This is a genomic window from Cellulosimicrobium sp. EB106-03-01-XG111, from assembly GCF_058792115.1.
This window is the reverse complement of record NZ_JBYTEQ010000001.1, coordinates 90,072-115,527: the sequence shown is the minus strand read 5'-3', so window position 1 is coordinate 115,527 and position 25,456 is coordinate 90,072. Positions and strand designations below refer to the sequence as shown.

The window sequence follows — 25,456 nt, the reverse complement described above, 5'->3', positions numbered from 1 at the left end:
CTCGGCGGGCGCGCGCGGGCTCGTCTGCGACGGCCCGGACGGCCGTCCGTTGCTCCGAGCGACGGACTCGCGCGCGGAGTACCTGATACTTCGGGCCCGTGACCGAATCGTGACGGCGAAAGTACCTAGTACTCGCTGTCCGTGGTGTCCGGGGCGTTGCTAGCGTCGCTGGGGATCTACCTGCTACTCCACGTCCCGCCAACGGTGGTGGGCGCACCGGCGCACTCCCGCGCCGAGCAGACCGGTACCCGCCTCTCCCGCACCTCTCCCCTCGTGCCGAACGCCCCGCGACGACGCCGGGCGTGAGGAAGGACGACAGATGACGCAGCACGCTCTCCGACCGTCGCGCACGCACACGGTCCTCACCTCCGTCGCGCTCGCCGTGCTCGCCCTCGCGGTCGCCGGCCTGGTCGCGTTCCTCCTCGTGTACAACGGCAAGGTCGCCGACGGCGCGACCCGCCTCGACGACGGCGCCGCCGCGCTCGACGCCGGCGCCGCGACCCTCGCCGACGGCACGACCGAGGCCCAGGCCGGCGCGCAGCGTCTCGCCGACGGCGCGGGCGACCTCGAGGCGGGTGCGAACGACCTCTCCGCCGGTGCGCGGAAGGCGTCCGACGGCGCCACCCAGCTCGCCACGGGCGGCACCACCGCGCTCGGCGGCGCGACCGAGCTCGCCGCCGGTGCCGACGAGCTGAACGCCGGCGCGGCACGCCTCGCCGCCGGGACGGGCGACGCGGCGAGCGGCGCGGCCCGTCTCGCGGCGGGCAGCAAGGACCTCGACTCCGGGGCGGCACGCCTCGCCGCGGGCAACGCCCGGGCGGCCGACGGCGCGTCCCAGATCGCGACGGGTGCGGGCACCCTGAAGGACGGCGCTGCCGAGCTCTCCGCCGGGAACACGACGGCCGCGCAGGGTGCCGGGCTGCTCGCCGACGGCACCTCGGCGCTCGCCACCGGCGCGTCCGACCTCGCCGACGGCACGGCGCGGCTCGCCGTCGGGGCGAGCACCGTCGCGGACGGCGCGTCGACGGTCACGACGGGCCTCTCCGGCGCCGCGTCCGGCGCGCGCGACCTGGCGAGCGGGGCGAGCAGCGTCTCGGCGGGCGCCTCGACCCTGCGCGACGGCGTCGCCGCCACCGCCCGGGGCGCCGGCTCGCTCGCACCGGGCGCGGCGACGGTCGCGGCGGGCGCCGAGCAGCTGTCCGCGGGAGCGGGCTCGCTGCGGAACGGCACGGCGCTCCTGGCGCCGGGCGCGCAGCAGGTCGCGGCGGCGTCCGCCCAGCTCCGGGACGGCGCGTCCGGACTCGCCGCAGGTCTCTCCACGGCCCGCGACGGCGCCGTCCGCCTGGCCGACGGGACGCGTTCGGTGGCCGAGGGCGCCGACCAGGTCCACGCGGGAGCGGACTCCCTCGCGGCACAGCTCCAGGGGCTGGCCGCGGCGACCGACGACCCGGCTCTCAAGGCGAGGCTCGACGCCCTCGCGGGTGCCGCGGGCTCGGTGCGCGACGGCGCGGCGAGGGTCGACGCCGGGGCCGGAGGGCTCGTCACCGGCGCGTCCGCCCTGCGCGACGGGCTCGCGGGCGACTCGGGCGCCGCGGCGGGCGCGGCCCGGCTCGAGGCGGGTCTTCGGGACCTCAGCACCGGAGCCGCACGGGTGTCCACCGGCGCCCAGGAGGCGGACGCGGGCGCGACGCGGCTCGCGGAGGGTGCGGCCGGGCTCGCCTCCGGCGCCGCCGCGGTCTCCGGCGGGGCACAGAGCCTCGCCGCCGGGACGGCACAGCTCTCCGGAGGGGCCGACGCTCTCGCCGCCGGTGCGAGCACGGTCTCGGCCGGCAACGCCTCGCTCGCCGGGGCGACCCGCGCCCTCGCCGTCGGCGCCGCGAAGGTGTCGGGCGGCGCGACGACCCTGGCCGCCGGGAACGCGGCGTCGGCAGACGGCGCCGCCCGTCTCGCCGCCGGGAACACCGACGCGGCCGCCGCCTCGGCAGCGCTCGCCGAGGGCACGGCTCGCCTGGCCGACGGCGCCTCCCGGGTCGCGGGCGGCAACGCCCAGCTCGCCACCAAGACCTCCGAGCTCGCCGCAGGCGCGTCGGAGCTCGCGTCCGGCGCCGCCGACCTCAAGGCCGGGACGGCGAAGGCCGCGACGGGCGCGGGCGACCTCTCCGCCGGCACGGTGCGGCTGCGCACGGGCGCGGGCGACCTGTTCGCCGGGACCACGCGGCTGGAGGACGGGACGCTGCGCCTGCAGAACGGGCTCACGACCCTCTCGACGGGCGCGACGACCCTCGCCGCGGGCAACGCGGCGCTGGCCGAGGGCTCCGCGACGCTGCACGCCGGCACGACGACCCTCGCCGACGGCGCGTCCGACCTGCACGACGGCAGCACCCGCATCGCCGACGGCGCGGCCGCGCTCGCGGACGGCACGGGCACCCTCTCCGACGGCACGACGGAGCTCAAGGACAGCGTCGAGAACAGCCCCGTCGGACGGGTGTCGCTCGGCATGTCGGCGCTGGTCGGCGGGTCCGTGCTCGCGGGCGTCGCGGGCGTCGGGCTCGGGCTGCGCCGTCGGCTCGCGGCGGTCTGACGGACCGGCGCGCACGGCCGGGCGGCGCTCTCGCCGCCCGGCCCCCGACTCGGGGGCGGCCTCACGTCGACGGTGCCGCCCTCGCGGGCGGCGGTCCCGGTGGACAGGACTCCGGGGCCGCCGCCCTTCTCTCTCGTTACCGGGTTCCGGGCCCGCCGCCGCGGCGCGCTGCCGCGTAGCCGCGAGCGCGCAGCGCGTCCTCCCAGCCGTACGTGCCGAGGTGGTGCGGCGCGTGACCGGTGGGGTCGAAACGGACCTCGGGGTCGTCGCCGTCGTGCGGGGAACCCGTCTCGGGGCCGTGCAGCTCGATCGCGCCGAACCGGTGCCAGACGCCGAGCGGGGTCGCCTCGAGCACCTCGAGCACCGGCGTGCCGACGACCCGCGTCGCGTCGTGGTCCGGCCGCAGGGCGAGCACGGAGGGACCGTGCGGCGACCGCAGCGGCATGAGCGTCGACAGCCACCCGCCCAGGAGCGCACGGCGCGGCACGAGGAGGAAGCGCGTGAGCCGCCCGCTCCCCGCGGAGGCGAACAGGACGTCCTGGGGCACGCCGTCGTCGGTCCAGCGCACGGCGATCCCGACGACGTCCGGGAGCCCGCGCGGGAGGCCGACCCCGAGGGACACGCGCACCGTGACGGGCGTGCGGCCCTGCGGGACGCTGGCCGCGCCCGCCTCGTCCTCCGCGACGACGAGCGTGCCGCGGAGCACGACCCCGCGCGCGTGCATCGGGCGGCCCCCGCGCACGCGCGCGACCGTGCCGGTCACGGCCGCGAGCGCCGCGCCGACGGGTCGAGAGAGCGTCTCCACGAGTCCTGCCACGCGGCCACGGTCGCACCGCCCGCGGTCACCCGCACGGCCGCGGGCCCGGCACCGCCCGGGGCGCCGGGATCAGGGCGTCTGCTGCCCCGTGGAGCCCGGCGCCTGGAGATCCGGGAGGTCCGGCACGTCGAACGTGGGGACGTCGATCGTGGGGACGTCGAGGTCGCCCAGCCGTTCCTGGAGCTCCTCCTGGCGGACGCGGTTGTTCTCCTGGATGCAGGCGAGCCGCGTGGCGGGCCGGCCGGAGCACTCCTGCACGGCCGAGTCCGGGTCGCGCGGGGCGCGCTCCTCCTGGACGTAGCGGCCGTCGGCGTCGTGCTCGTCGGGGCCGACGGGCAGCGCGGCGAGCGCTGCCGCCTCGGCGAGCAGCAGCAGGACCGTGGCGAGGAGGAGGACGGCGCCACCCAGCCCCGCGCGGACCGCGGCGGCCGTGCTCACGGGCGGGCGCTCGTCGGACGCCGCGCGCTGGCGGGCCGCGACGCGCCACGCGGCCCACATCCCGACGACGAGCGGCAGCACGTACGCGACCGCGGCGAGCGCCGCGACGGGGCGGGCGTCCTCGCGCGCGAGCGCGCCCGACCCGACGCCCGCGACCACGACCGCGACGACCCCGAGGACGACCACCCGGCGCACGACGGCGCGGCGGAGGTTCGCGCGCAGCGCCGCGACGCGCGCCGCTCCGGTCGCGCCGGGCGGCAGGTAGCCGAGCTCGCGCGCCTGGGTGAACATCGCCCCGTGCAGGACGGCCGAGGTGACGGTCACCAGGGCGAGCGCCGCCCCGAGCCCGACGAGGAACCACCGGACGGCGGCGGCGTCGCGCACGAGGTAGAGCAGGGCGAGCCCCGCGAGGACGCCCGCCCACCCGACGGCGATCGCCACGACGGTGCCGCTGCGGAACGGCGTCCGGCGCAGGGTGCGGCGCAGCAGCCCGCGCGGGACCTGGAGGAGGACGGGCACGACGCGCAGCGCGGTCACTCCCGTCCACAGCAGCACGACGATCCCCCAGACCGGCACGCTGCCCACGTGGGCGTCGCTCATCGCGAAGGCGACGACGAGCGCGACGGCCCCGACGAGGAGGACCGGCATCTCGACGAGCCGCAGCACCTGCTGCCACACGCTGAGGTGCAGCAGGTACCCGGCCTCGGCGTGCTCGGGGTTCATCGCGAGGACGCCGCTGTACCCCTGGGCGCTGCGGCTCGCGTCGAGCGCGAGCGCCGCGTCGAGGTAGAGGAGGTCCTCGTGCTCGGGCGCGACGGCGAGGCCCTGCCGCACCAGGGCGCGCGCCCGGTCGTCGTCCCCGAGGCGCGACCAGAGCCGGGCCGCCTGCGCGAGGCGGTCCGGCACCTCGGGGGCGAGCTCGAGCGCCGCGGCGATGCGCTCGCGTGCGAGCCGCCGGTCGGCGCCGCGCACGCGCCCCGAGAGGTGGGCGTCGGCGAGCTGGAGGTGGTAGCGCGCGTCGTCGGGGTCGAGCTCGAGCGCGCGCCGCGCGGCGTCGCGCGCACCGGGGACGTCGCCGGTGTTCTGCCGCGCGACCGACAGCAGGTAGAGCGCGCCGTCGGCGGTGGGCTGGGCCGCGACCACCTGCTCCAGGAGGGGCAGCGCGTCAGCGGAGCGCTGGAGGTGCAGCCGCACCCACGCGGCGGCGAGGAGCAGCCGCGCGTCGTCGGGCACGGCGGCCAACGCCTCGTCGACCTCGTCGAGGGCGCGCTCGGGCCGCCCCATCTGGACGAGCAGCTCGACGCGCGCGCCGACGGCGCGCGGGTCGATGGTCGTGGTCACCGTCGGCAGCCTCGCCGTCTCAGAGCATGCGCCGCGCGCGCAGGTACGCGGCGAGCTCGTCGTAGCGGCCGTCGGCGTTCGCGAACGTCACGACGTTGCGCGCGGACTGGAGCCACGCCGTCGTGGACGGCCGCACGTCCGCGAGCGCCGACTCCATGTCGGCCATCGTGACGGGCCGCACCTGGCCGGACGCGATCGAGTCCATCATCGCCTTCTCGGCCGCCGTGGCCGCCAGGTGCTCCAGGTCCGCGCCGGAGAATCCGTCGGTGCGCTGCACGACGGAGCGCAGGTCGATCCCGGCGACGGGTCGCCCCGCGAGGTGGTGGCGCAGGATGGCCTCGCGCGCGGGCTCGTCGGGCGGCAGGACGAGCACGACGCGGTCGAACCGGCCCGGGCGCAGGAGCGCGGTGTCGACGTCCCACGGGTGGTTGGTCGCGCCGAGCACGAACAGGCCGTCGTTGTCGGAGCCGATGCCGTCCATCTCCTGGAGGAGCTGGTTGACGACCGTCCGCATGCCCGACGACCCGGAGTACTGCGCGCGCTTGCCGCCGATCGCGTCGACCTCGTCGAGGAACAGCACGGCCGGCGCGAGCTGCCGCGCACGCTGGAACAGGGCGTGGAGGTTCTGCTCGCTCTCCCCGATGTACTTGTCGAGGATGTCCGCGAGCGTCACCGTGAGGAACCGCGCACCGAGCTCGCCCGCGACCGCGCGCGCCATGTACGTCTTGCCGGTGCCGGGCGGCCCGTAGAGCAGCAGGCCGCCGCGCAGCGACTTGCCGAACGCCTGCGCGATGGCCTGGTTGCGCATCGGCTCCAGGAACGCCTCGCGGATGCGCTTCTTCACCGGCTCCAGGCCGCCGACGTCCGCCAGCGTCACCGTCTCGCGCGACACCTCGAGCAGGCCCGACCCGTCGTCGGGGGCGTCGTCGCGCGCGGGCACGAGGAAGGGCTGCCCGCCCCCGGGCGCCGGGTCGCCGTGGCCCTGCCCGGGTGCTGGGCTCGGGCCCGCGGGAGCGGGGCCCGGGGTGCCGACCGCAGGCTCCTCGACGAAGGGCGGCGGGACGCGCACGTCGAGCTCGTCCTCCAGCCGGTCCCAGTCGATGCCCGACGCCGGGCTCCCCGGCCCGGCGGGAGCGGGGTCCGCCGGGCGCGACGCCGCGGCGGCGGACGCGGCGGACTCCTGGACGAGCCGCAGCGCCTCGCCGTCCGCGGGGTCGATCCGGAGCCCGGCGCTGGCCTGCTCGAGCGCCTCGACGGGGCGCCCCGCGGCGAGCAGGAGGCTCGCGTAGTGCACGCGCAGCGGCGCGCTCGCGGGCGCGGCCGCGACGGCGGCGGCGAGCGCGGCCAGGGCGTCGGACATGGGGCTCCTCAGGGACGGCGGTCGGGACGACGGCGTCGTGCGGCCCGGGGCGGGGCACGGCCGGGACCAGTGTGCACGGGACCGCCGACGCGCACGATAGGGAGAGGTCCCCATGGAAACCACTTGCCATGATGGAAAGTAGATGCTTTGATGGCATCCATGAGCACCGACGACACGACCTACCCGGCGCCCCTCGACGCGGCAGCCGCTCTCGACCGTGCCGACCGCCTCGCCGGCGCCACCCGGGCGCGCGGGTGGCGGTGGGTCCGGCTCTACCTCACGGGGTGGGCCGTCGCGAGCGTCGGGCTGGTGCTCGCGATCGGGCTCGGCGGCCGCGTCGGCTTCGTCGCCGGGATGGCCGCCTGGGTCGCGATCGTCACCGTCGGCGCCACGTGGGCCGTCCGGCAGGGCGCCCTGGCCGTCGGCACGCGACGCCGGATCGCCGTCGGTGCGGTGTCCTGGGCGGTGGTCTACGGGGCGGTGCTCGTCGCCGGGATGGTGGTGTGGCCCGGCTCCGTCGCGTACTGGGTGCCCGCGGCGCTCGTGAGCGCCGTCCCGCTGCTCGTCGCGGCCTGGCGGCCCGCCCCGCGGGACGCGGCGGTGACGGCGTGACGACGAACCGGCCCCCGGCAGGCGACGGGGCGGCCGTCGACCACCACCCGCGCCACACGCTCGACGAGGTCATCCACTCCCCCGTCCGCCTGTCCGTCGTCGCCGCGCTCTCGGGCGTCGAGAAGGCCGACTTCCGGACCTTGCGCGACACGATCGAGCTGTCCGACTCGACGCTGTCGAAGCAGCTCACGGTGCTCGAGGACGCCGGGTACGTCGACATCAGCAAGGAGCGCGCCGGACGACGCACGCGCACCTGGGTGCGCCTCACGCCCGCCGGCGCCGCCGCCCTGCGCGCGCACCTCGACGCGCTGCGCGCGATCGCGGAGGTCGCGCTGCCCCCGGCCGACGCCTGACCACAGGCGCCTCGCCGCTCGTGTCCGGACGCGCGCCGTCCACAGGGACCTCGTCGGTGTCGGCGGGAGGCGGCAGAGTGGGGCGCATGACGACCGAAACCGACGCGTCCACCCCCCTCGCCGTGCCCGACGACGCGCCGCCCGCGCCGCGCCCCGGCGCACGCTGCTTCGGCGACGGCGACCCGCTCTACGAGGAGTACCACGACACCGAGTGGGGGGTGCCGGTGCACGGGGACACCGCGCTGTTCGAGCGCCTGGTCCTCGAGGGCTTCCAGTCCGGCCTGTCCTGGATCACGGTGCTGCGCAAGCGCCCGGCGTTCCGCGAGGTGTTCGCCGGGTTCGACCCGGAGGCGGTCGCGGCGCTCGACGAGCCCGACGTCGAGCGGCTCCTCACCGACGCCCGCATCATCCGCAACCGCCAGAAGATCACGGCGACGATCGACAACGCGCGGGCGCTCCTCGCGCTGCAGGCAGGCGGCGGCTCGCTGGACGAGCTCGTGTGGTCGTTCGCGCCGCCCGCGCGCTCCCGGCAGCCCGCCACGTGGGGCGACGTCCCCAGCACGAGCCCCGAGTCGGTCGCCCTGTCGAAGGCGCTCAAGAAGCACGGCTTCCGGTTCGTCGGGCCCACGACGGCGTACGCGGCCATGCAGGCGTGCGGCCTCGTGGACGACCACCTCGCGACGTGCCCCGTCGTGCTGGGCCGGTCCGCCTCCGCACCGTCGTGACCGATCCGCTATAGCAAAATCCGCCCGCATCGTGGACGAGGTGCGACCATGGTGGGCATGAGCGCCTACGTCTCGGTCCTCGACCTGTTCTCCGTCGGCGTCGGCCCGTCGAGCTCGCACACCGTCGGGCCGATGCGCGCGGCGAAGGCGTTCGTCACGACCCTGGCCGCGGGCGACGCGCTCGACGCCGTCGCCGGGCTGCGGGTCGTGCTGTGCGGCTCGCTCGGCGCGACAGGCGTGGGCCACGGGACGCCGGACGCCGTCGTCGCGGGCCTGCTCGGCCTCGACCCCGAGACGTGCGACCCGGCGCGCGTGCCCGGGTCGTGGGAGAAGCTCGGCGACGGCGCGCCCGTCACGCTGCTGGGCCGCCACCGCATCACGATGACCCGCGACGACGTGCGCCTCGCGCCGCTGACGCGGATGCCCGGTCACCCCAACGGGATGCGCTTCACCGCGCTCGACGCCGACGGCGCGACGGTCGCCGAGGAGGCCTACTACTCCGTCGGCGGGGGGTTCGTCCTCACCGCGGCCGAGCTCGAGGCAGCCGCCGCGAACGAGGCGGCCCAGGTCGGCGCCGAGCTCGCGGGCGAGACGATCGACCCGCGGACCGAGCCGACCGGTGTGCCGTTCCCGTTCGCCAACGCGGCCGAGCTCCTCGCCGTGTGCGAGCGCGAGCGGACGTCGATCGCCGCGGTCGCGTGGGCCAACGAGACCGCCCTGCGCCCGGTGGCCGACGTCGAGGCGGGCGTCGACCGGATCTGGGACACGATGAGCGCGTGCGTCGACGCCGGGCTGGAGCGCGACGGCGTCCTGCCCGGCCGGCTCAAGGTCCGGCGTCGGGCCCGCGCGCAGCGCGAGCGCCTCGAGCTGGCCGACGAGCGTGGCGCCGACACGACGATCGAGTGGCTCCAGGCCTTCGCGATGGCCGTCAACGAGGAGAACGCCGACGGGCGGCGCGTCGTGACCGCCCCGACGAACGGCGCGGCCGGGATCATCCCGGCCGTCGGGCGGCACTTCCTGCGCACGCACCCGGACGTCGCCGCCGACCCGGCACGCCGCCGTCGGGCGATGCGCACGTACCTGCTCACCGCCGCCGCCATCGGCGCGCTGTACAAGCGCAACGCGTCCATCTCCGGCGCGGAGGCCGGGTGCCAGGGCGAGGTCGGGTCGGCCTGCTCCATGGCCGCCGGTGCCATCTGCGCGGTGCTCGGCGGCACGCCCGCCCAGGTCGAGAACGCGGCCGAGATCGCGATGGAGCACAACCTCGGCCTCACGTGCGACCCGGTCGGAGGGCTCGTCCAGGTCCCGTGCATCGAGCGCAACGCCATCGCCGCGTGCACCGCCGTGTCCGCCGCGCGCCTCGCGCTCCAGGGCGACGGCTCGCACGTCGTCTCGCTGGACACCGTCATCGAGACCATGCGCCAGACGGGCGTCGACATGTCGACCAAGTACAAGGAGACCTCGACGGGTGGCCTCGCGGTCAACGTCGTCGAGTGCTGAGCCGGAGCGCAGCGGAGCAAGCGCAGGCTCCAGCACGACCGAGGACACGAGTGCTGAGCCGGAGCGCAGCGGAGCAAGCGCAGGCTCCAGCACGACCGAGAGAACCCGTGCTGAGCCGGCGGCCCCTCACCAGGTGCGGCGGACGTCCGCCCGCGGCCCGGTCACGAGGCTGCGTGGCGGGACGTCGTCGGTGACGACGGCGCCCGCGGCCACGACGGCGTCGCGACCGATGGTCACGCCGGGCAGGATGGTCGCGCCCGCGCCGATCCACACGTTCTCGTGGACGTCGATCGGGCCGCCGGTGAGCCAGACCTTGCGGTCGTCGGTGTCGACGGGGTGCCCGACGGTGATGAACGTGACCCGCGGCGCGACCAGCACACGGTCGGCGAGCCGGATGCCGGCGTAGTCGAGGAACGTGCAGTTCTGGTTGACGAAGACCCGCTCGCCGAGGTCGAGGTGCAGGCCGTGGTCGGTGAAGAACGGCGGGTAGATCGTCACCTGCGACGGCAGCGGCCGCCCGAGGATCTGCTCGAACAGCCGGGCCTTGCCCTCCTCGTCGTCGAACGGGAGCACGTTGAGCCGCGAGGTGAGCGCGGTCGCCTCCAGCACACGCTCGGACATGGCGCGGAACTCGGGACCGTGGATGCGCATGAGCAGGTCGCTGGGCATCCCCCGATCCTCCTCCCCCGTCAGCGCGCGACGCGCCGCGCGGCGCGCCGGGCGACGACCTCCTCCATGACCGCGACGACGCCGTCCTCCCCCGGGGCGGCGGCGATGCGCTCGCCGAGGCGCGCGGCGGCCCGGGTGTACGACGGGTCGTCGAGCAGGCGGCGCACCGCACGTCGCACCTGGGCGGGCCGCGGCGTGCTGGTCCGCAGCCGCACGCCCGTCCCGGTCCACGCGACGCGGGCCGCGACCTCCGCCTTGTCCTCCGTCTTCCCGGCGACGACCACGGGCACGCCGTGCCGCAGCGCGTGGTGCACGCCGCCGTAGCCGCCGTTCGTCACGAGGACCGACGTGCGCGGGAGCAGCGCGTCGTACGGGAGGTACTCGGCCGCGCGCGCGTTCGGGGGCAGCGCGCCGAGCGTCTCGACGGGCCGCCCGCCCGTGGCGGCGACGACGAGCACGTCCTCGTCCGCGAGCGCGCGCAGGGTCGGGAGGAGGAGCTGGTGCGGGTCCTCGTTCGCGACGGTGCCCTGCGTGACGTGGACGACGGGACGGCGCGTGCCGAGATCGTCCCACCACGCGGGGAGGTCGCCGTGCGCGGCGACGGGGCGCGGCGGGCCGACGAACCGGACGGGCGTGACGACGTCGGGCCGCGGGTACTCGAGCTCGGGGACGGTGAGCTGCACGACGGCGTCGGCGTCGGCGGGCCAGCCCAGGAAGAAGGTGTCGGTCGGGGTCGCACCGGTCGCGCGCACCATGTCCTGCGCGGCGCGCTGCGGCGCGGCGAACGCGACCCCTTCGACGAATCGGTGCAGCGCCCGGTTGCGCAGCACCCCGAGCGGCCCGCGCGCGGGCAGCACGCCGAGGCCGAACGGTGCGGTGAGGTCGCTCTTCAGCCCGAGCGGGAAGATGCCCAGCGCGAGCACGGGGGGACGCCGGTCGGCCGGGGTGGCGACGAGCGCCATCGCGCCGAGGAACAGGGGCTCGACGAGCACGACGTCGGCCGGGAGTGCGGCGAGGGCGTCGACGACGGCGCGGTGCTGCGCGGCACCCGGCCGGACGAAGATCTCGAGCATGTCGTGCCGGATCGCGTCGAGACCGGTGCGCCCCGCGCGGCCCGGGAAGGCGGCCGCGAGGTCGCGGTCGTCGAAGTCGGCGGCGGCGGGCAGCGGCACGTGCTCGGCGCCGGCCGCCTCCACGGCCGCGGCGAAGCGCGCGCCGGTGAGGAAACGGACCTCGTGGCCGTGCGCGACGAGCGCACGCGTGACCGCGAGCAGCGGGGTGACGTGGGCGTGCACGGGGGTGGAGCAGAGCAGGACGGTGGCCATCGGTGTGCCTCTCTCGGGCGGCGCGGGACGCGCCGGTCGGACGGGAAGGGCGCGGGACCGGGCCGTCCGCGCGAGGACGCCGAGGGGGAGGCGGCGTGTGAGAAGATCGGTAACCGTCAGGAGTATTCATCACCCTGGAGGGGTAGTCAATAGTGGTCCCCCGCGCCTACACGTCCGACCTCCGCACCGAGCAGGCGGCGCGCACCCGCGAGCGCGTCGTGCGCGCGGCGGCCGCGGAGCTCGCCGAGCGCGGCTACGAGCGCACGACCCTCGCCCGCGTCGCCGAGCGCGCAGGCGTGTCCCTCGAGACCGTCAAGGCGCACGGGCCCAAGCGCGCCCTGCTCCTCGCGGCCTTCGAGGTGACGTTCGCGGGGTCGGAGGGCCAGGAGTCGCTCGCCGCCCGGCCCGAGGGCCAGGCCGTCGCCGGGACCACCGACCCCGAGGACTTCCTCGACGGGCTCGTCGCGCTCGTGGCGGCGGCGAACGAGCGCGTCGCGGCCCTGTGGTCGGCGTTCACGTCGGCGGCACGCTCCGACGAGGCCGTCGCCGCCGAGCTCGCGGCGCTCCTCGACCGCCGCCGCGCGGACCTGCGCGCGAGCGTCGACGTGCTCGCGGACCACGGGTTCCGGCTGCACGCGCAGCGGGACGAGGCCGCCGAGTCCCTGTCCTACCTCCTCGCCCCGGAGGGCTGGACGCACTTCGTGGCCGGTGCGGGCTGGTCGCGCGAGCGGTACCGCGCGTGGCTGTGCGACGCCGTCGTGCGCCTCGTCGCCGCACCGCCCCCGGGCGGCCCGGACGCCTGACCCCTGGCGCGCCCCGCCGGGCCGCGCCTACCGTGTGCCATGAGCACCCTCACCCCCGGCTTCCAGGGCCGGCCACGCCCGCAGGGCGTGGCGCTCCCGCCGGGCCAGTACGTCGAGACCGGGTTCCCCGTGCTCTCGGCAGGGCCCACTCCGCGCGTCGACACCGCGACCTGGCGCTTCGACGTCACCACCGAGACCGGCGCGACCCGCTCCTGGTCGTGGGCCGAGCTCATGGCGCTCCCCCAGGACGAGCCGACCGTCGACATCCACTGCGTCACCCGCTGGTCGAAGTTCGGCACGTCCTGGCGCGGCGTCTCGCTCGACACCCTCCTCGGCGAGGTCGAGTCCACGGCTGACTTCGCGATGATCGGCTGCTACGGCGGCTACACGACGAACCTCCCGGTCGCCGAGCTGCTCGGCGGCAAGGCGTGGGTCGTGCACACGTTCGACGGCGCCCCGCTCCACCCCGTGCACGGCGGCCCCGCGCGGCTCCTCGTGCCGCACCTGTACTTCTGGAAGTCAGCGAAGTGGGTCAACAGCATCACCCTCATGCCCATGGACCGGCAGGGCTTCTGGGAGCGGCTCGGCTACCACGACCTCGGCGACCCGTGGCGCGAGCAGAGGTACCAGGGTGACTGAGGCGCCCGTCCGCCTCGGCGCCCGGTACGCGACGCCGTCGCGCTGGCAGGTCGCGACGCTCGTCGACGCGTGGGCGGAGAGCCCGTCCGCGCGGACGCTCGTCCTCGAGGTCCCCGCGTGGCCCGGCCACCTCGCCGGCCAGCACGTCGACCTGCGGCTCACCGCGCCCGACGGCTACACCGCCGAGCGCAGCTACTCGATCGGCAGCGCCGCGACGCGCGCGCCCCTGCCCGACGACGGCTCCCCCGCGCGCGTCGAGGTCACCGTCCAGCGGGTCCCCGGGGGCGAGGTCTCGACGTACCTCACCGACGTGTTCGCGGTGGGCGACGCGATCGAGCTGCGCGGCCCGGTCGGCGGGTGGTTCGTCTGGTCGCCCGAGCGCGACGCGGGGACGCCCGTGCTGCTCGCGGCCGGCGGGTCGGGCCTCGTGCCGCTCATGGCGATGCTCCGCACCCGGCGCGAGGCCGGCGACCGCACGCCCTTCCGGCTCGTGTACTCGGTGCGGCGGCCGGAGGACGAGCTCTACGTCGACGACCTCGACCGCCTCGCCGCCGCCCACGACGGTCTCGACGTCCACGTCGTCCACACCCGCTCGACCCCGCTCGGCTCGATGCGCGGGCCCGGCCGCGTCGAGCGGCGCGAGCTCGCCGCGTGGGGCTGGCCGCCCGAGATCGAGCCAGCGTGCTTCGTGTGCGGGCCGACGGGCTTCGTCGAGGCCGTCGCGCGACAGCTCGTGGCGCTCGGCCACGACCCGGCGCGCATCAAGACCGAGCGCTTCGGGCCCGCGGTCGACTGAGGGGCGAGCGCCGCGAGCGGTTGACCCGGCCTCTGCCGCGTCGAGCACGCGAATCGCGGTTCCACCGATCGGGGTGGACGGTGATGCCCCGTCCGGGCGATCACCCGAGGTGAACCATGCTTCTGCTTCGGCGAGCCGACGTCCTGCCTGGCCCGACCACGGCACGACGAACCGGGCGCATCGGGCGCTTGCGGCATCTCTTGACGCCTCCGTGGGACGCCAGTAGCGTTCTTGCGTGTTGACGCAAGAAATCAACACTCCGTTGTGCGGTGCGGCACAGCGGGTCCGCAATTCTCGAAGGTACTGACCCGAGCCACCCGGCCACGGCCGGACGTGCGCCGTGGCCCGTCCTCCGACCCGGGCGCCTGGTCCGGTGCGGGGTCGCGCTCGGCGCGGCCTGACGCCCGTCGACGACGACGGGAGATCGAGGACACCGATGAGACATCGACCCAGCACGTCGAACCGCACACCTTCCGCTGCGCCGCAGCGCCGCCTCCGGCTCGTCGCCGCGACGGCGGCGGTGACCGCCCTGCTCGTCCCGCTCGGCCTGACGACCACCGCGACGGCGGCGCCCACGGTGCTGTCCACCGGGAAGGCGACGGCCGCGAGCAGCAACACGTCGCCGTACCTGTCCGGCAACCTCACCGACGGCAACCAGGGCACGTACTGGGAGTCGACCAACAACACGTTCCCGCAGTGGGCGCAGGTCGACCTCGGCGCGACCGCCACGGTCGAGGACCTCGTGCTCAAGCTGCCCACCGGCTGGGAGGCGCGCAGCCAGACCCTCAGCGTGCAGTCGAGCACGGACGGCTCGAGCTTCTCGACCCTCAGGGCGAGCCAGGCGTACACGTTCGCCCCGGGATCCGGGAACACCGTGACGATCGACGTCCCGGACACGTCCGCCCGCTACGTGCGCGTGCAGATCACCGCGAACACCGGCTGGCCGGCCGGGCAGCTCTCGGAGCTCGAGGTGCGCGGCACGGCCGGTGGCACGGACCCGGGACCCGGGAACCCTCAACCGCCCGCCGGCACCAACCTCGCCCTGGACAAGCCGATCGAGGCGTCGTCGACGGAGTGGCAGTTCGTGGCGAAGAACGCGAACGACGACAGCACGACGACCTACTGGGAGGGCGCGGGCGGCCAGTACCCGAGCACGCTCAGCGTGTCCCTCGACTCCGCGACGCAGCTCACGAACGTCGTCGTCAAGCTCCCGCCGGCGTCCGCCTGGGGACCGCGCACCCAGACCTTCGAGGTCCAGGGTCGCGCGACCGCGACCGGTGCGTGGCAGACGCTCAAGCCGTCGGCGGGCTACGCGTTCTCCCCGTCGTCGGGGAACACGGTGACGGTCCCTGTCACCGGCACGGCCAAGGACGTGCGCCTGCGGTTCACCGGAAACACCGGCTCCGGCAACGGCCAGGTCGCCGAGCTGCAGGTGTTCGGCACCCCCGCGCCCAACCCCGACCTCGTCGTCACGAGCGTCACCGCGACCCCCGCGTCACCGCTCGAGTCGCAGGCGATCACGCTGTCGGCGGTCGTCAAGAACATCGGCACGCAGGCGTCCGCCGCGACGGACGTCGCGTTCACGCTCGACGGCCAGACGGTCGCGACGAAGCCGGTCGGCGGCCTCTCCGCCGGTGCCCAGGCGACCGTCACCGCCGACGTCGGCGCGCGCCCCGCAGGCAGTTACACGATCGGCGCGGTCGCCGACGCGGGCGGCACGGTCCCGGAGCAGAACGAGGGCAACAACGCCTACGCGAACCCCACCCCGCTCGTCGTCACGGCCGTCCCGAGCTCGGACCTCGTCCCGACGCTCACCTGGGCGCCGACCAACCCGTCCGCGGGCAGCACCGTGACCTTCTCCGCGACGATCGCCAACCAGGGCAACGTCGCGACCTCCGCGGGCGCGCACGGCCTCACCGTGACCGTGACGAACAAGGCGACGGGCGCCGTCGTGCGCACCCTCACCGGCTCCGTGAGCGGCGCGATCGCCGCGGGCGCGAGCAGCGCCAGCGTCAACCTCGGCACGTGGACCGCCGCGAACGGCAGCTACGACGTCAAGGTCGTCGCCGCGCCGGACTCCACCGAGGTCGCCGCGAAGCAGGCCAACAACACCGCGACCCGCGCCCTGTTCGTGGGACGCGGCGCCGACCTCCCGTTCGACACGTACGAGGCCGAGGACGGCGTCACGGGTGGCGGCGCGAGCGTGCTCGCTCCCAACCGCGTCGTCGGCGACCTCGCGGGCGAGGCGTCCGGCCGTCGCGCGGTGACGCTCAACCAGACCGGCGCCTACGTCGAGTGGACCACCAAGGCTCCGACGAACACGCTCCTCACCCGCTTCTCCATCCCGGACTCGGCGGGCGGCGGCGGCACGAACGCGACGCTGGCGATCTACGTGGACGGCCAGTTCCTCAAGAACATCGACCTGACGTCGCGCTACGCGTGGCTCTACGGCAACGAGACCAACCCGGGCAACCAGCCGAGCCAGGGCGCACCGCGCCACGTCTACGACGAGGCGAGCACGCTGCTCGGCACCACGGTCCCCGCGGGCTCGAAGATCCGCCTGCAGAAGACCGCGCAGAACACGTCGCAGTACGCGATCGACTTCGTCGACCTCGAGCTCGCGACGTCGCGGGCCAACCCGAACCCCGCGCAGTACACGCAGCCCGCGGGCTTCACGCACCAGGACGTCCAGGCCGCGCTCGACAAGGTCCGCATGGACACGACGGGCACGCTCAAGGGCGTCTACCTGCCCGCCGGCGACTACCAGACGGCGAGCAAGTTCCAGGTGTACGGCAAGGGGGTCGACGTCGTCGGCGCCGGGCCGTGGTTCACGCGGTTCTTCGCGCCGCAGGGCCAGGAGAACACGGACGTCGGCTTCCGTGCCGAGGCGAGCGCCAACGGATCGACGTTCCGCGACTTCGCCTACTTCGGCAACTACACGTCGCGCATCGACGGGCCGGGCAAGGTGTTCGACTTCGCCAACGTGAAGAACATGACGATCGACAACATCTGGGTCGAGCACATGATCTGCATGTTCTGGGCCTCGAACATGGACGACTCGGAGGTCAAGAACTCCCGCATCCGGAACACGTTCGCCGACGCGATCAACATGACCAACGGCAGCGCGAACAACCACGTGCACAACAACCAGGCGCGCGGCACGGGCGACGACTCGTTCGCGCTCTTCGCTGCCACCGACAACGGTGGCAGCGGGCAGCGCGGCAACGTGTTCGAGAACCTCACCTCGACCAACACGTGGCGTGCCGCCGGCCTCGCGGTCTACGGGGGCCAGGACAACACGTTCCGCAACATCTACATCGCGGACACCCTGGTCTACTCGGGCGTCACGATCAGCTCGCTCGACTTCGGGTACCCGATGGAGGGCTTCGGCCCGGCGCCCACCGTGCTCGACGGGATCACCGTCGTCCGCTCCGGCGGGCACTTCTGGGGGAACCAGGTGTTCGGGGCCGTCTGGATGTTCTCGGCGTCCAAGGCGTTCGGGAACATCCAGGTGAACAACCTCGACGTCGTCGACCCGACGTACTCCGGGATCATGTTCCAGACGAACTACGTCGGCGGGCAGCCGCAGAACACCTTCCAGAACCCGACGTTCACCAACGTCACGATCACCGGGGCGAAGAAGAGCGGCGACGCCTACGACGCGAAGTCCGGCTTCGGCATCTGGGCCAACCCGATGCCGGAGGCGGGCCAGGGGCCGGCCGTCGGCACCGCGACGTTCACCAACCTCACGTTCTCGGGCAACTACCGGGACATCGAGAACACGACGTCCACCTTCACCATCACGCGCAACTGACCCTGCCCGACGCCGCAGCCCGCCTCACGGGGCGGGCTGCGGCGCGCGCGGCGACCCCGGGCCCGGCTCCTGACCGTCCTGGCCGAACCGCCACCGCATCGCCGCGTGCTCGGACGTGCGCTCGTACGCGAACACGACCTCGGGCCGCACGGCGAAGACGAGCGCCGGGTCGCCGTCGTGGAGAAACACGCCGTCCCCGACGTCGAACGTCCAGTCGTCGCCGTACTTGCAGCGCCACCGCTCGGCGAGGCGGTGCAGCGCGGCGTCGTCGGTGACGCGCGCGGCGGTGCCCTCGACGACGACGTCGAGCGCGTCCTCGTAGGCGTTCGTCCCGGTCGTGAGGACGACGCGCGCGTTCTCGGCCAGGTTGCGGGCCTTGCGCTCGTCCGGCCCGGTGGTCACGTGGAGGGAGCCGTCGGCGACCACCGTCATGAGCGGCGTGACGTGCGGGCGCCCGTCGGGCCGCACGGTCGAGATCCACGAGATCTCGGCCCGTTCGAGCGCGTCACGCACCGTCTCCCACGGGACGGGGCGCGCGCCGGGAGAGCTGAACCCGGGGACGAGCGTCCCCTCCGGTCCGTCGGGGGCTGCGGGTCGGGCGGCAGGCTGGTCGGCTGTGGTCATGGAGGTTCCTCTCGTCGGTCCTGCCCCTGGGACCGACGAGCGCGCCCGGACTCATCGGTGGCGCGGGCAGCGGACCTGCGCCGACCGGCGGGACCTCACCGCACGTCGTCGGGGCCGGCCTCGTGGCCGGGGCGGCCCACCGTGCGCCGGTCCTGCTTCATCCGGGCCTCGAACAGGTGCCTCGCGCCGCCCGCGAGCTCGTCGCGCGCGGCGCGCTCGTGCTCGCGGAACGCCGACCAGTAGCCGTCGTCGTACTCCTCGACGAGCTGGAACGTCCAGCGGCCGGGCACGACGTTGCGCCCCACGAGGTCCGCCTCGATCCGGTCCGCGACCTCCGCGTGCCCCGCGGCGCGCAGCTTCTCGACCGCCTCGCCGAGCGCGAGGTCCGCCTCCCCGGTGAGCTGGTGGAACGTGTACAGGTGCCCGCGCGCGCGTTCCGTCGTCTCGAGCGCCTCGCTCAGGGCCCCGAGCGCGTCGACGGTCGCGTCGCTCACGCCGTCGGGCACGGGACGGCCGGGCAGGTCGGCAGGGTTCCGGGGGGTCTCGTCGCTCACGCGGCCACGCTAGGCACGGCCCGTCGGGCCCGCACGCGCTCGTCGGCGACCAGCCACTGCCCCCGCGCGACACCCCGCGCTCGGGAGCAGGCTGTGACAGGGTTGACCTGCCACCCCCGACCGAGGACAGCGCCCCGAGCCATGCCGCAGACCGCACCCGTACCGACCGTCCCGAGCGAGCCCACCCCGAGCCAGCGCCCCCACCGGGCCGCGCGGCTCGAGGACCGGTGGCGCGCCGTCGTCTCCCGCTTCCAGAAGGCCCGCGGGTGGCGCCCGCGCGTGGAGCCGTTCGCCGGCTACGGGAGCCCGCGCCGGGTGCGCGTGCTGGGCCGGGTGCTGCTCGCGAGCCCCGCGTTCGACCCGGCGCTGCACGAGCGCGAGTCCGCGGACCGCCGCGGCTGGCGGTACTTCTTCACCGCCCCGGCGCCGCGCGAGGAGGTCCGCGTGCACGTGGGCAGCACGACGGTCGACCTCGTGTCCGACCGCGGCGGCTACCTCGACCGGGTGATCGACGTCGACCTCGCGCCGGGCTGGCACGACGTCTCGTTCCGCACCTCGGCGGGCGCGACGGCGACCGGCCGGGTCTTCGTCGTGGCCGACGGGCGCCGGCTCGGCGTCGTCTCGGACATCGACGACACCGCGATGGTGACCGCCGTCCCGCGCCCGTTCATCGCGGCGTGGAACACGTTCGTGCGGCACTCGAGCGCCCGCGTGCCGGTGCCGGGCATGGCGGCGCTGTACCGCGGGATCGCGACGTCGCGGCCCGGTACCCCGTTCGTCTACGTGTCGACGGGTGCGTGGAACACCGCCGCCAACCTGCGACGCTTCCTCCAGCGCCACGGCTTCCCGCCCGGCCCGCTGCTGCTCACCGACTGGGGGCCCACCAACACGGGCTGGTTCCGCAGCGGCCCGGAGCACAAGGACACGTCGCTGGACCGGCTGTTCCGTGAGCTGCCCGACGTCGACTGGCTGCTGATCGGCGACGACGGCCAGCACGACCCCGACATCTACGCGCGCGCCGCACGGCGCCACCCGGGCCACGTCGCGGCCGTCGCGATCCGCGAGCTGACGCCCGCGCAGCAGGTCCTCGCGCACGGCTCGCCGCTGCCCGCGCCCGGCAGCCTGCCGGGCGACATCGGGGGCGTCCCGACGGCGCACGGCCCCGACGGCGACGCGCTCACCCGCTCGCTCGCCCGGGTCCTGCGCCGCTGACCGTCCGGCCCCGCTCGGGGCCCCGCACCACGAGGTAGAGGCACGGTCCGAGGACCACGCCTCTACCTCGCGCGTCAGGGCTGGCGCGTCAGACCTCCAGGTTCGCGAACAGGACGCTCGCGAGGGCGAGCCCGACCACGAGGTTGAACACCGTCGCGGACCCGAACACGACGAGCGGCTTCCAGCCCGCCTCGCGCACGGCCGTGACCTTGAGCTCGAGGCCGATCGAGACGAACGCGACGATGAAGAACACGGTGCTCAGCGACTTGAGGACCGCGATCTGGTCCGCCGACGCGTCGGCGCCCACGGCGCCGACGTACACCGTGGCGGCGACGGAGGCGGCGAGGAAGCCGAGCACGAACTTCGGGAACCGCGTCCACAGCTCGCGCACGCGCGGGGCCGAGGCTCCGGGCGTCCGCTCGACCTTGAAGGCGAAGTACGCGGTGAGGGCGACGGCGACGACGCCGATGAGCGCGTTCTGGGTCGCCTTGACGATGGCCGCGACCTGGAGCGCCTCGTCCCCCGCGAGGGCGCCCGCCGCGGTGACGGCCGCCGTCGTGTCGATGTTGCCCCCGATCCAGGCGCCCGCGACGGCGGGGCTGAGGCCGAGCGACTCGGCCAGCGCCGGCAGGACGAAGATCGACGGGAGCGCGAAGAGGATGACGACGCTCGCCGTGTACGCGAGCTGCTCCTTCTTCGCCTGCACCGCGCCGGCCGCGCTGATCGCGGCGCTCACCCCGCAGATCGACACCGCGGACGCGAGCAGCGCCCGGAGCCTGTCCTCGATCCCGAGCCGACCGCCGAGCCACCACGTGAACCCGAACACGAGCGTGATGAGGAGGAAGGCCTGGGCGATCGCCGGGCCCGCCGCGGACACGATGAGCGCCAGGTTCACCGTCGCGCCGAGCAGGACGAGCCCGGTCTTGATGAAGAGCTCGGTGCGGAACGCGGCGGAGAGCCGGTCACGCAGCCCGAGCACGGTGAGCACGAGGTTGCCGAGCAGGCCGAGGGCGATCGCGTACACCGGGTACTCGACCGCCTTGGCGATACCGGACAGCGGCGTGCCCGCCAGCCAGTCGGGCACGTGCTGCTCCAGGTAGCGGACCGACCACGCCAGCCCGAGGAGGACGACGACCCCGGCGACGACGTAGCCCGCGCCGGGGTTGCGCCCGTCCTGGACGACGGACTCCTCCAGGCGCGTGCCCGACGTCGGGCCGCGCCCCTCGGGTGCCGTCGCCGGGTCCGTGGTGGCCCCGCCGGTCGGCGGGGTGATCGGCGCGGTGCTCGGCGCGGAGGGCGGGGTGGGAGCGCTCATCACGGCACCAGCCCTTCGGGGATCAGGCCGAGGAGGCCGAGGGCGACGATCAGGAGCCCGACGCCGGTCGCGAGCCAGTCCTCGGAGAGGTGGACGCGGCGGACGGTCTCGATGGTGACGGGTGGCTCGACGCGCGCGGCGCCGGGGGTCTCGTGCTCGCTCATGGTGGTCCTGTCGCAGGGAGTCGGCGGGGTCGGCGGTCCGGGGCGACGGACGGCCGCGCGACGGCCACGAGAGCGCGGCCTACCTCGCGACGTGTCGGGGTCCGTCGCCCCGTCGACACAGCACGCCGGGGCGCGGGGCGCGCTCGGCGGGAGGTCGGGTGGCGGTCATGGCGACATGGTCCTCGGGCCGGGCGGTCGACCGGAAGCGGGTTCTCGCATCTCGGGCGAACGTGACGCAACGTGACGCGTCCGGGGTGCCGTCCCCCGCGCGTGGTGGTTGCCTGGGGACATGACCACGCCCGGAGACCCCTTCCCCACGCCCGACCCCGAACCCGCACCGACGCGCCGCACGTGGCCGTGGATCGTCGCCACGGTCGTGGCGGTGCTGGTGATCGCGCTCGTCGTGTGGCTGGTCAACCGCCCGACGGACGACGGCCCCGCCGTCGAGACGCCCGCGCCGTCGACCAGCGCTCCCGCGAGCCCGTCCCCCACCGACGCGGCGTCCCCCACCGACGGCGCCTCGACCCCTGCCGCCGAGGGGTGCCCCGCCGCCGGCGACGGCGTCCCCGCGGGGGCGGGCACGCACGAGATCGTCGACGTCGACGGCGACGGCCGCCCCGACACCGCGTGGCTCACGGGCGGCGCGGACCGCACGTTCGGCATCACGACGGCGTCGGGCGCCACGTTCTCCGCGCCCGTCGAGTCGGCGAGCCCGCAGCCCGCGAGCGCGATCGTCCAGCTCGTCGCGGCGGGCGACGGGACCGCGCCGATCGCGCTCGTCGACACCGGCCGCGAGGTCCTGCTGCTCTCGGCCGCCGACTGCGCCCTCACGCCGACGCAGAACGCGCAGGACGAGCCCTACACGTTCGACAAGGGCTTCACGGGCTTCGGCACGGGTGTCGGCTGCACCGAGGTCGACGGCACGCTCCGCCTCGCGGGCCTGGACGCCGTGTCCGACGACGGCTCCTCCTTCACGGTGTCGCGCACCTTCGTCGACCTCGACACGGGCGCGAAGGTCGCGACGAACGGCGAGGAGGAGACGGTCGCCCGGGACGCCGCCGCGGACGACCCGGTCGTGACGACGGCGCAGGAGACGAGCTGCGGCGACCTCGTGGCCGGCCAGGACGGCCCCGTCGAGCCGCAGTAGCCCCGCCGAGCGGTCAGCGGGCGTCGGCGAAGCGGTCCAGCTGGCTCGGCGACAGCGTGACGTCGCGCGCGGCCATCGCCTCGTCGACCTGCTCGATCCTGCTCGCCCCGACGATGGGCGAGATCCCCTGGCTCATGAGCCAGGCCAGGACGACCTGGTTCGGCGTCGCCCCGGTCTCCCGGGCGACCTCGTCGAGCACGCGGAGCACCCGCTCGGTCCCCGGGTGGGCGTAGCCCGCGGAGAACGGGCGGTCCGCACGGGTGTACCCGCCCATCATCAGGGGCGTGTAGCACCACAGGTCGAGCCCTTCCGTGCGGGCGTGGTCGAGGTCGTCCGGGGTCAGGAGCTTGTGGCCCGCCTCCGGGACGGTCGTGCCCGGGCGGGGCTGCACGAGGGAGTGCCGGAGCTGCAGCGCCGACCACTCGGCCACGCCCTGCCGACGCGCGAGGTCGCGTGCCTGCTGCACCCGCCACGACGCGTGGTTGGCCGCGCCGATGCGGCTCGCGCGACCCTCGGCCACGGCGTCCCCGAAGGCGGCGACCGTCTCGCCGAGGTCGACCGTCCGGTCCTCCGCGTGCGCCCACAGCAGGTCGACGTGGTCGACGCCGAGGCGGTCGAGGCTCCCGTCGAGGCCCGCCCGGACGGCGGACGCGGAGAGGCCCTCCGCGCTCTCGGGCCACGCGTGCGCGACCAGCGGGTCCTGACGGACCTTGGTGGCGAGCCCGACGGCGGAGCGCACCCCCGGGTTCGCCCGCAGCCAGGCGCCGAGCACGCGCTCGCTGGCGCCGCCCAGCCCGCTCGGGTCGGTCCAGAAGGCGTAGCAGTTCGCGGTGTCGAGCCAGTGGCCGCCTGCCTCGACGAAGCGGTCGAGCAGCCGGAACGCGGTGGACTGCTCCACGCGCGTGCCGTGGTCCATGGTCCCGAGGACGATCTGAGGAGCGTTCATCTGTGCGGTCATGCCCCGATGCTCGATGCTGGAGCGCGCTCCAGGTCAAGAGGTGCTCGACGGCTCGGCCGGCTCCCCTTCGACGCTCGGGCCCGGGCTCTCTCGCGACTGCTCGCGGTAGTACGCGATCTTGTCGTCCAGCACGCCGAGCGCGAGGTCGATCCGCGCCCTGCGCTCGCGGAGCTCCCGCCGATGGCCCTTGAGGAACGCGACGCGGTCGGCGGGGCTCCCCTCGCGGCGCAGGAGCGAGGTGAACTCGCGCAGCTCGGCGATCCCCAGCCCGGCGTCCCGCAGGCACGTCACCAGCCCGATCCAGAACAGGTCGTCGCCGTCGTAGGCCCGGTGCCCGCCGGTCGTCCGGGCGATCGGCCCGATGAGTCCCTCACGCTCGTAGTAGCGGAGCGTGTCGAGGCTGACGCCGGCTCGGGCGGCGGCCGCCTGCGGTGTGAGCGTGTCGGACATGAGGAGCCTCTCTCTGCACGATCGGTACCCGACCCTGATTCTGGGTCCTGGTGCGCGCCCCAGGTCAATGCCGGGCCCGGGCTCACCCGCGCCCGCACACCCGGCACGTGCCACGGCGGCGGAGCCAGTAGGCGTAGGTCGCGGCGCCGAGCGCGAGCGACCACACCGGCCACAGGAGCGTCGGCCCGACGGCGCCCCACGAGTCCGCGGCGAGGGCCAGCCGGCTCTCGCCGAACCCGAGGACGATGAGCGAGAGCCCCGCGGGGAGCACCGCGACCGCGACGACCGTCGCGGGGACGACCGCGAGCGCGACGGGCACGCGGCGGCCCGCGAGCCCCACCGTCCAGCGCGGGAAGACCTCGCCCCAGCGCTGGAACAGGCCGAGCGTGAGCACGGCGCCGACGAGCGCGAAGCCGCCCAGCCCGAGCGCCGCGACCCAGCCGTCGTCCCCGGCGAGCTGCGCGACGTCGTCGGGCGAGAAGCCGAGCGGGATGCCGAGCACCCAGGCGATGCGCGTCACCGCGTAGAAGGCGGGGATCGCGGCGGCGACGAGCGCGGCGGTCCGGCCCCAGCGCGCCGCGGCGGCGGGCTGGGTCCACGCCGGGTCGTGCCCGTCGTGGCGGCGCCCGCAGGACGCGCACGCCCCGGACCCGTGGCGCACGAACCGCCACGTCGACGCGACGAGCAGGGCGCCGCCGCCGAGGAGCGCGAGCTGCGTGAGCGGCCCGGCGCCGAGGAAGTCCTCGAACGCCGCGCGGATCACGGGGTCGAACGGCGCCATGACGAGCGTGACCGGCAGGTACCCGAGCCGCGCCAGGATCGACGCGTCGGTGAGGGCGAGCACCCCGGCCGCGACGACGGCGGTCGCCGCGACGGTCAGCGCGCGGTCGGCCCGGGCGACGGGACCGCGCCGGGCTCCGAGCCACGCGCGCAGCGCGGTGGCCGCGCCGACGAGCGCGAGGACCGCGACCCACGGCGTGAGGGTCGCGCCCGGGACGCCGCTCAGGGCACCGAACGACAGGTCGTTCGCGGCGCCGACCGCGAGCGTGCCGCCGGTCAGCGTGACGACGAGCGCGGCGACGCCGCCGAGGGTCCACCACGCGGCCGCGGCGGGGGCGACCCAGCGGCCTCGGGAGGGACGCTCGGGACGGGCGGGTGGTCCGCCGCGGGTGGACGGTCGGTGGTCGCCGGCCGACGGCGTGGGTGCGGGGGTGGGGTCGGACAGGGGCGGGTGCGGTGTCGAGGTGCTCATGCCTCGA

23 protein-coding genes are annotated in these 25,456 nt (G+C 75.5%); 11 read left to right on the top strand and 12 right to left on the bottom strand.

Annotated features, from left to right (window positions below):
• Positions 1-319 precede the first annotated feature (319 nt).
• On the top strand, positions 320-2,581 hold the full coding sequence (locus AC3WT4_RS00520; RefSeq protein ID WP_108047771.1) for a YhgE/Pip domain-containing protein: 2,262 nt from the start codon (positions 320-322) through the stop codon (positions 2,579-2,581).
• A gap of 136 nt (positions 2,582-2,717) precedes the next feature.
• Here the strand turns inward: AC3WT4_RS00520 and AC3WT4_RS00515 are convergent, their stop codons facing one another.
• The 3 genes from AC3WT4_RS00515 to AC3WT4_RS00505 all read right to left on the bottom strand — a co-directional run bounded on the left by AC3WT4_RS00515 (position 2,718) and on the right by AC3WT4_RS00505 (position 6,537).
• A complete protein-coding gene (locus tag AC3WT4_RS00515; protein ID WP_400111919.1) occupies positions 2,718-3,398 on the bottom strand; it encodes a catalase family protein in 681 nt (226 codons plus the stop codon).
• Positions 3,399-3,467: 69 nt separating this feature from the next.
• Entirely contained in the window at positions 3,468-5,177 is a 1,710-nt protein-coding gene (locus AC3WT4_RS00510) for a tetratricopeptide repeat protein (RefSeq protein WP_492314397.1), read from the bottom strand.
• 19 nt (positions 5,178-5,196) lie between these two features.
• Complete coding sequence (locus AC3WT4_RS00505; RefSeq protein WP_074803733.1) at positions 5,197-6,537, bottom strand: ATP-binding protein; 1,341 nt, start codon at positions 6,535-6,537, stop codon at positions 5,197-5,199.
• A gap of 159 nt (positions 6,538-6,696) precedes the next feature.
• Between AC3WT4_RS00505 and AC3WT4_RS00500 the strand changes: the two genes are divergently transcribed.
• From AC3WT4_RS00500 to AC3WT4_RS00485, 4 genes are all read left to right on the top strand, one after another.
• On the top strand, positions 6,697-7,149 hold the full coding sequence (locus tag AC3WT4_RS00500; RefSeq protein ID WP_492314396.1) for a hypothetical protein: 453 nt from the start codon (positions 6,697-6,699) through the stop codon (positions 7,147-7,149).
• On the top strand, positions 7,146-7,502 hold the full coding sequence (locus tag AC3WT4_RS00495) for a winged helix-turn-helix domain-containing protein (RefSeq protein ID WP_255437376.1): 357 nt from the start codon (positions 7,146-7,148) through the stop codon (positions 7,500-7,502). Before AC3WT4_RS00500 ends, AC3WT4_RS00495 begins: the two co-directional genes overlap by 4 nt.
• Before the next feature lie 86 nt (positions 7,503-7,588).
• Positions 7,589-8,227 carry a DNA-3-methyladenine glycosylase I gene (locus AC3WT4_RS00490; protein ID WP_492314395.1) on the top strand — a complete coding sequence of 213 codons (639 nt, stop codon included), beginning with the start codon at positions 7,589-7,591 and terminating at the stop codon, positions 8,225-8,227.
• Between the two features lie 57 nt (positions 8,228-8,284).
• On the top strand, positions 8,285-9,727 hold the full coding sequence (locus AC3WT4_RS00485; protein ID WP_492314394.1) for an L-serine ammonia-lyase: 1,443 nt from the start codon (positions 8,285-8,287) through the stop codon (positions 9,725-9,727).
• Between the two features lie 126 nt (positions 9,728-9,853).
• Here the strand turns inward: AC3WT4_RS00485 and AC3WT4_RS00480 are convergent, their stop codons facing one another.
• Both AC3WT4_RS00480 and AC3WT4_RS00475 read right to left on the bottom strand, forming a co-directional pair.
• Positions 9,854-10,396: a DapH/DapD/GlmU-related protein gene (locus tag AC3WT4_RS00480; protein ID WP_492314393.1), complete on the bottom strand. Its 543-nt coding sequence runs from the start codon at positions 10,394-10,396 to the stop codon at positions 9,854-9,856.
• Positions 10,397-10,416: 20 nt separating this feature from the next.
• Complete coding sequence (locus AC3WT4_RS00475) at positions 10,417-11,721, bottom strand: glycosyltransferase (RefSeq protein ID WP_492314392.1); 1,305 nt, start codon at positions 11,719-11,721, stop codon at positions 10,417-10,419.
• A 152-nt stretch (positions 11,722-11,873) separates the two neighbouring features.
• On the opposite strand from AC3WT4_RS00475, the gene AC3WT4_RS00470 reads away from it, so the two are divergent.
• The 4 genes from AC3WT4_RS00470 to AC3WT4_RS00455 all read left to right on the top strand — a co-directional run bounded on the left by AC3WT4_RS00470 (position 11,874) and on the right by AC3WT4_RS00455 (position 17,773).
• Complete coding sequence (locus AC3WT4_RS00470; RefSeq protein WP_492314391.1) at positions 11,874-12,524, top strand: TetR family transcriptional regulator; 651 nt, start codon at positions 11,874-11,876, stop codon at positions 12,522-12,524.
• A 39-nt stretch (positions 12,525-12,563) separates the two neighbouring features.
• Complete coding sequence (locus AC3WT4_RS00465) at positions 12,564-13,163, top strand: sulfite oxidase-like oxidoreductase (RefSeq protein WP_074803744.1); 600 nt, start codon at positions 12,564-12,566, stop codon at positions 13,161-13,163.
• Positions 13,156-13,959: a ferredoxin reductase gene (locus AC3WT4_RS00460; protein ID WP_492314390.1), complete on the top strand. Its 804-nt coding sequence runs from the start codon at positions 13,156-13,158 to the stop codon at positions 13,957-13,959. The genes AC3WT4_RS00465 and AC3WT4_RS00460 overlap by 8 nt, the downstream gene beginning before the upstream one ends.
• A 436-nt stretch (positions 13,960-14,395) precedes the next feature.
• Positions 14,396-17,773, top strand: coding sequence for a discoidin domain-containing protein (locus AC3WT4_RS00455; protein ID WP_492314389.1), 3,378 nt, complete (start codon positions 14,396-14,398; stop codon positions 17,771-17,773).
• 24 nt (positions 17,774-17,797) lie between these two features.
• Here the strand turns inward: AC3WT4_RS00455 and AC3WT4_RS00450 are convergent, their stop codons facing one another.
• Together AC3WT4_RS00450 and AC3WT4_RS00445 are read right to left on the bottom strand one after the other, a co-directional pair.
• Positions 17,798-18,397, bottom strand: coding sequence for a pyridoxamine 5'-phosphate oxidase family protein (locus tag AC3WT4_RS00450; RefSeq protein WP_074803750.1), 600 nt, complete (start codon positions 18,395-18,397; stop codon positions 17,798-17,800).
• Positions 18,398-18,492: 95 nt separating this feature from the next.
• On the bottom strand, positions 18,493-18,951 hold the full coding sequence (locus tag AC3WT4_RS00445; RefSeq protein ID WP_074803752.1) for a hypothetical protein: 459 nt from the start codon (positions 18,949-18,951) through the stop codon (positions 18,493-18,495).
• Between the two features lie 141 nt (positions 18,952-19,092).
• On the opposite strand from AC3WT4_RS00445, the gene AC3WT4_RS00440 reads away from it, so the two are divergent.
• Positions 19,093-20,163, top strand: a complete 1,071-nt coding sequence (locus tag AC3WT4_RS00440; RefSeq protein WP_492314388.1) for an App1 family protein phosphatidate phosphatase — start codon at positions 19,093-19,095, stop codon at positions 20,161-20,163.
• 88 nt (positions 20,164-20,251) lie between these two features.
• Here the strand turns inward: AC3WT4_RS00440 and AC3WT4_RS00435 are convergent, their stop codons facing one another.
• On the bottom strand, positions 20,252-21,478 hold the full coding sequence (locus tag AC3WT4_RS00435; protein WP_257418861.1) for a YeiH family protein: 1,227 nt from the start codon (positions 21,476-21,478) through the stop codon (positions 20,252-20,254).
• Positions 21,478-21,642: a hypothetical protein gene (locus tag AC3WT4_RS00430; protein ID WP_167405684.1), complete on the bottom strand. Its 165-nt coding sequence runs from the start codon at positions 21,640-21,642 to the stop codon at positions 21,478-21,480. Before AC3WT4_RS00430 ends, AC3WT4_RS00435 begins: the two co-directional genes overlap by 1 nt.
• A 289-nt stretch (positions 21,643-21,931) precedes the next feature.
• Here AC3WT4_RS00430 and AC3WT4_RS00425 point away from each other — a divergent pair, with 289 nt between their 5' ends.
• A complete protein-coding gene (locus tag AC3WT4_RS00425; RefSeq protein WP_492314387.1) occupies positions 21,932-22,789 on the top strand; it encodes a hypothetical protein in 858 nt (285 codons plus the stop codon).
• Between the two features lie 13 nt (positions 22,790-22,802).
• Here AC3WT4_RS00425 and AC3WT4_RS00420 read toward each other — a convergent pair whose 3' ends face one another.
• The 3 genes from AC3WT4_RS00420 to AC3WT4_RS00410 form a co-directional block, all read right to left on the bottom strand.
• Positions 22,803-23,747: an aldo/keto reductase gene (locus tag AC3WT4_RS00420; protein WP_492314386.1), complete on the bottom strand. Its 945-nt coding sequence runs from the start codon at positions 23,745-23,747 to the stop codon at positions 22,803-22,805.
• Between the two features lie 33 nt (positions 23,748-23,780).
• Entirely contained in the window at positions 23,781-24,197 is a 417-nt protein-coding gene (locus tag AC3WT4_RS00415; RefSeq protein ID WP_492314385.1) for a MerR family transcriptional regulator, read from the bottom strand.
• Positions 24,198-24,279: 82 nt separating this feature from the next.
• Positions 24,280-25,449, bottom strand: a complete 1,170-nt coding sequence (locus tag AC3WT4_RS00410) for a hypothetical protein (protein ID WP_492314384.1) — start codon at positions 25,447-25,449, stop codon at positions 24,280-24,282.
• Positions 25,450-25,456: the final 7 nt, after the last annotated feature.